Here is a 6,359-nt window from a genome sequence, read left to right as displayed (position 1 = left end):
ACTACAACAGTTACCGTTACTGCTCCTAAAATCACGGCTATCGATGATGTTGCACCGAATCCAATAAACGGATTAACAGGAGGCGATTCAGGTATTAACATTTTAACAAACGACAGATTAAATGGAGTACAAGTAAAACCTACTGATGTAAAAATATCATCTACTAAAAAAGGACCTCTAAATATAAATAGTGATGGTACGATAACAGTAGATCCTAATACGCCAGCAGGAGCCTATACAATTGAATATACTATTTGTGAGGTTCTAAATCCTACAAATTGTGATACGGCAACAGTTACAGTAAATGTTTACTTAGACCAGCCATCAATAACTTTAACTAAAGATGGCGTTTATTTTGATAAAGATGGAAATGGACAAACAAATCCGGGAGATACTGTTACTTATACTTTTACTGTAACTAACACTGGTAATGTAGACTTGAGCAATATTACTATCGTAGATAATAATGCTACCATTTCTGGAGGACCTATAACATTACTAAAAGTAGGAGCGAGTGATACAACTACTTATACAGCTGTACATGTATTATCTCAAAATGATATAGATACAGGATATGTTTACAATACAGCAACCGCTACTGGAACACCTCCTACTGGCTCGAATGTTACAGGTATTTCTACTGATCCTACACCGTGTACAACATGTCCAGTAAATCCAAACTGTACGACTTGTACCATTACAGAATTAACGCAAAACCCAAAATTAGAAGTGATAAAAACTGCAAATACAGAAAATTTTACTAATATTGGAGATCAATTAAGTTATACGATAAGGGTAACAAATAGTGGAAATGTTTCCCTATATCAAATATTAGTAACTGATCCATTAACCGGTTTGACTAATACAATAGATAAATTAGAGCCAGGAAATTCTAAAGAATACACACAAACGTATACTGTAACGCAAAATGACATTAGCAACGCTAGTGTAACTAATATTGCATATGCAAAAGGTTTATCACCAAAGAACCAAGAAATAGCAGCCTCTGATGATGCGGTAGTAGAAATAGCGATTGTTTTACCATGTGGTAATATTATTGTTCACAATGCTTTTTCTCCTAATGGTGATAATATAAATGAAGTATTCACTATTGATAATATTGATAATACTGAATGTTATCCTACTAATACTGTAGAAATATACAATCGATGGGGAGTTCTAGTTTACGAAGTTAAAGATTACAACAACGTAGACAGAGCATTCAAAGGATATTCTGAAGGGCGAGTGACGATTAATAAATCTGTTGCACTCCCAGTTGGAACGTACTATTACATTTTAAATTATACATCAATAGATGGAAATGGACAAAAAGTAACCAACTCAAAAGCAGATTATTTCTACTTGGCAAGATAATACCAATAAAAAACCTGAGTCACTCATGACTCAGGTTTAACAAACTAAATAAGATGAAGAAAACAGCAATTTTAATTCTCCTATTGTTTACAGGAATGCAAACATTCGCGCAACAAGACGCGCAATTTACGCAATACATGTACAATACAATTAACATCAATCCCGCTTATGCAGGGTCAAGAGGAGTTATGAGTATATTTGCATTACATAGAGCTCAATGGGTTGGACTGAACGGAGCTCCAGTAACTAATACAGCTTCCATCAACACTCCTTTAAACGATAGTAATTTAGGACTTGGTGTTTCGATAATAAATGATAAAATTGGGCCAACAGACGAAAACACTATTTCAGCTGATTTGTCATACTCTATTAATACATCAGAAAAGTTTAAGCTTTCGTTCGGACTAAAAGCAACTGCAAATCTATTCAGTTTAGATATAAGTAGACTAAATGCAGTAGATAGTGACCCAAGTATACGTGACTATAACAATAAATTTACTCCCAATATTGGTGCTGGTCTTTACCTCCACTCTGATAAAGCATATGTCGGTTTTTCTATTCCAAACTTTATAGAATCAAATAGATATGATGATAATGAAGTTGCTATTTTTAAAGAGAGGATTAATTATTACCTAATTGCAGGATATGTATTTGATTTAGATTATAATTTAAAATTCAAACCAGCTTTATTAACTAAATTAGTAAATGGAGCACCACTACAAGTTGATGTTTCTGGTAATTTCATGTTTAATGATAAGTTTACTGTAGGAGTTGCTTACAGATGGAGCGCCGCAGTAAGTGCAACGGTTGGCTTTCAAGCATCAGATGGATTATACATAGGTTACGGATACGATCTAGAAACAACAAGGTTGGCAAGATATAACTCGGGATCTCATGAAATCTTTTTAAGATATGAAATTTTCAAAAGAAATAATAAAATAAATACCCCTAGATTCTTTTAAAAAAAAAAATTATGAGAAAAACTATCTTTCTACATATACTCTTAACTGCATTTATTTCATTTACTTCTTATTCGCAAAACACAAATATTGCTAATAAAAAATATGAAAAATACGCATATATTGATGCCATTAAAACCTATGAACGTATTGCTGAAAAAGGATATAAATCAGCTGAAATGTTTAAGAATCTTGGTAATGCTTATTACTTGAATAGTGAATTTGGCAAAGCAGCGAAGTGGTACACCGAACTATTCGACATGACTTCAGAATTGGACAATGAGTATTATTATCGATATGCACTTACATTGAGGTCAATAGGAGATTATAGTAAAGCTGACATGATTACTAAAAAAGTAAATAAACTGTCAGGAGGTGACGCAAGAGCTGAGTTATACTTAAAGAATGAAAACTATTTAGAAGATATTAAACAAAATTCGGGTAGATACAAAATAGAAGATGCTGGCGTAAATTCAATTTATTCTGACTACGGAAGTACAATATATAATAACCAAATTATTTTCACATCAGCGAGAGATACAGGTAGTATTGGGCAACGAAAACATACTTGGACTGATCAGCACTTTACAAACCTATATGCAGCGAATTTAGATGATGACATGAATGCTGGAAAACCAGTGAAATTTGATCAAAACATTAAATCTAAATTTAATGAATCGACCCCAGTCTTCACAAAAGATGGCAAAACAATATATTTTACACGTAATAATTACTTGGAAGGAAAAAAAGGTAAAGATATGTACGGCGTTACATTAATCAAAATTTATAAAGCTAGACTTATAAACGATAAATGGTCTGACATTGTCGAACTACCCTTTAATAGCAATAATTACAATACAGCCCACCCAGCATTAAGTCCTGACGAAAAGACTTTATATTTTGCCTCAGATATGCCTGGAACAATTGGACAATCAGACTTATTTAAAGTAAGTATAAATGATGATGACACTTATGGCAAACCAATTAATCTAGGTAATAAAATAAATACATCAGGTAGAGAGACATTCCCGTTTATTAGTCAAGAAAATGAGATTTATTTCGCATCCGATGGCCATCCGGGACTAGGAGGATTAGATGTATTTGTATCTAAAATAAACTCCACAGGAGATTTTGATGAAATTGTCAATATAGGATCTGATATAAATTCCCCAAAAGATGATTTCGCCTATATTTTAGACACAAAAACTAGAACAGGATTTTTTAGTTCTAACAAAGACGGTGGTTTAGGATATGACGACATTTATAAATTTACAGAAACTAAAAAACTATCGTGTGATCAAATTTTAAGTGGGCAAGTTACTGATGTCGAAACCTCCGAAATATTAGCTAATACGAAAGTAAGTTTATTGGACAGTGAGTTAAATTTAGTTGCCGAAGTACTATCAGATGAAAATGGGATTTATACTTTTACTGTTGAATGCGGTAAAACATACAATATAAGGGCACAAAAGCCAGGATATAACGGAAAAGAAGAACAAATTAAAGTTCCAAAAACTAGTGGTAAAACTTACGCTCCAACCGCACTTGAAAGAGCGGGATGTAAGGTCGTAGTTGGTGATGATTTAGGTAAATGTTTTGGTATAAAAATGATTTACTTCGACCTAGATAAATCAAATATAAGGGCTGAAGCAGCAATCGATTTGGAAAAGATTTTAGATGCTCTAAATGAAAACCCAACAATGACTTTAGATATTCGATCTCATACTGATAGTAGACAGACCGCAAAATACAATGAGTCACTATCTGATCGTAGAGCTAAGTCAACTATACAGTGGTTAGTAAAAAAAGGAGTGAATGCAAATAGATTAACTGGTAAAGGTTATGGAGAATCTCAACTAATTAATAATTGTTCAGACGGTGTAAAATGTTCTGAGGAAGAACATCAGATGAACCGAAGAAGTGAATTTATAATTACTGCACTCTAAATAGCTGCTACTTTTAATAAAATGATAAAGCGCTTGTAAATAGTTTTTACAAGCGCTTTATTTTTATCAAAATCTAGTATAGCTTAGATTAAAAAGCAAATCATTAAGCTAACCTGATTTCGATCTAAATGCACTTTACAACAGCCAATTCTATAGTAAGGCTTCGATCAATGTTTCGCTTATCTTAGTGATGTAGTGAATTAATTAATATTATTCAGAAATCACATATTAAAGCTTGATAGAACCTCTTTACACAGTTTTTTAAGGTTTAAGCATATAATCGAATTGCATATGATAAAATCAAATACAGAAGCTCGCAATAAATGGAAATATAATGCTCGAAAGAAAAACCTAGACTTATCCCATGCTCTAATGCAATTGTAAAACTGTTTTAAGTGCTATTTACAATTTGAGCACATATATAATAATTTGAAACAATAATCACTCACAATAGCGTTAATTTAATAAAATAGCAAATAATTTAAATGATAGTTAACAACTGTTTGCTTACACTAAAAAGTTAATCTAAAAAATAAAGATGTTTTAAATTTTATTGTAAAATGAATTAAAAGTAAACCAAGTCCTATAACTTAGGATTAGAAAAAAATGAACATTTATTTAATTTGACTGAAGGAAAAATATAATCATAAAAAAAGGAAGCTTCACGATGAAACTTCCTCTTATTATAAATACAAGAACATAACGATTTGGGGGCAATATGCATCTGTATTTAGATTAAAAACTATATTCTAATAAAAATATTTGTGTAATATTTTTTTCCAGTTGTAGCATTTTCTCTTATGGCTATTCCAAAGTGAGTAAAGTTACCTTCAATGTTTTCTTTATGACTTGCGCTCTTTAACCAAGCGCTTACAGCTCCTTCTGGTGTATTAAAATTATATGCTATGTTTTCACCAACGTTCTTTGCTCCTACCACTTTCACAATATCTTCTGATCTACTTACAAAACCATCGTGGCTAACTACATTTTTATCAATCATGTAATGATCGTGCTCCTCTGATTTCAAAGATACATAGCTCACTTGCTCAAGAGCAATTAAACCCTTACTCACTCTGTAATCATTGATCAACTTCATGGTTGATAATTCAGCAGCTGAGTATTCAAATTTAACGGCAGCTTGTGCTTTGGCAGTAGTTGTGGATTCTTCTGACGAATCTGAAGAACAAGAATTCATTATGAATATTACTAACAATAATATTTGCACTCGGAGTAAAATTGTTCTCATAAGATAGTAGTTTAAGTTTAAAGTAGATTGTGGGGCAAACTTCTTTAGATTATAAATCGTTGTTTTTTATTTCTTTCCAAATGTAACAAAATATACAGATAAAAAGCAAATATAATCGATAAACTACATCTTTTTACTTAAAAGAAAATATTTTTCTTACATTAAGGCGCTAATCTTTCTGTTTTCCAATCTATCTCATTTTGGGTTGTAAACCGAATTCTGTCGTGTAACCTATTCGCTCTACCCTGCCAAAATTCTATTTCTACAGGCTTGACTATATATCCACCCCAATGATCAGGTCTTGGTATAAGTAATCCATCATACTCCTGCTCTAGCCTATGCAACTTATCTTCCAGAAAGTCACGAGATGGCACAACCTCACTTTGATTTGAAACAACGGCACCCAACTGACTCCCAACTGGACGTGATTTGAAATAAGTATCCGAATCAGTTCCAGCCACTTTTTCAGCTATCCCCTTTATGATCACTTGACGTTCCATTGAATGCCAAAAAAAAGAAATACATATATTTGGATTATTTTCAATTGCTTTTCCTTTATCAGAGCTATAATTGGTATAAAAGACAAAGCCTTCCTTAGTGTATTTCTTTAGCAATACTACTCGAGATCGAGGAAAGCCATCTTGTCCGATAGTAGAGACAGTCATTGCATTTACTTCTTCTGTTCCTCCAAATTGTTCTACTTCTTGGAACCACTGTTTAAAGAGCTGTATCGGATCAGCAGGAATTGCACTCTCTAGCAATTCACTTTTGTCATATGATTTTCTATAATTACTTAAATCTTCCATATTCCTATTTTTTATTATTACTATTTTC

5 protein-coding genes are annotated in these 6,359 nt (G+C 32.4%); 3 read left to right on the top strand and 2 right to left on the bottom strand.

From position 1 onward, the window contains the following. The 3 genes from P8M54_RS08475 to P8M54_RS08465 all read left to right on the top strand — a co-directional run. Nucleotides 1–1,374 (top strand): gliding motility-associated C-terminal domain-containing protein (locus P8M54_RS08475; protein WP_300287193.1); only part of this gene is annotated, 1,374 nt, incomplete at its 5' end. 53 nt (nucleotides 1,375–1,427) lie between these two features. Then, nucleotides 1,428–2,336 (top strand): type IX secretion system membrane protein PorP/SprF, encoded by a 909-nt coding sequence (locus tag P8M54_RS08470; RefSeq protein WP_300287191.1) that lies wholly within the window; start codon nucleotides 1,428–1,430, stop codon nucleotides 2,334–2,336. A gap of 11 nt (nucleotides 2,337–2,347) precedes the next feature. Further along, nucleotides 2,348–4,279, top strand: coding sequence for an OmpA family protein (locus tag P8M54_RS08465; protein WP_300287189.1), 1,932 nt, complete (start codon nucleotides 2,348–2,350; stop codon nucleotides 4,277–4,279). A 742-nt stretch (nucleotides 4,280–5,021) separates the two neighbouring features. On the opposite strand, the gene P8M54_RS08460 is transcribed toward P8M54_RS08465, so the two are convergent. Both P8M54_RS08460 and pdxH read right to left on the bottom strand, forming a co-directional pair. After that, on the bottom strand, nucleotides 5,022–5,474 hold the full coding sequence (locus P8M54_RS08460; RefSeq protein WP_366525139.1) for a CAP domain-containing protein: 453 nt from the start codon (nucleotides 5,472–5,474) through the stop codon (nucleotides 5,022–5,024). Between the two features lie 212 nt (nucleotides 5,475–5,686). Beyond that, entirely contained in the window at nucleotides 5,687–6,331 is a 645-nt protein-coding gene (gene pdxH, locus P8M54_RS08455) for a pyridoxamine 5'-phosphate oxidase (protein ID WP_300287185.1), read from the bottom strand. Nucleotides 6,332–6,359: the final 28 nt, after the last annotated feature.

Origin of the sequence: Flavobacterium sp. (assembly GCF_029242675.1) — a bacterium.
Lineage (GTDB): Bacteria > Bacteroidota > Bacteroidia > Flavobacteriales > Flavobacteriaceae > Flavobacterium.
Note: the sequence above shows the minus strand (reverse complement) of the source record. Positions and strands in the feature narration are given on the sequence as shown.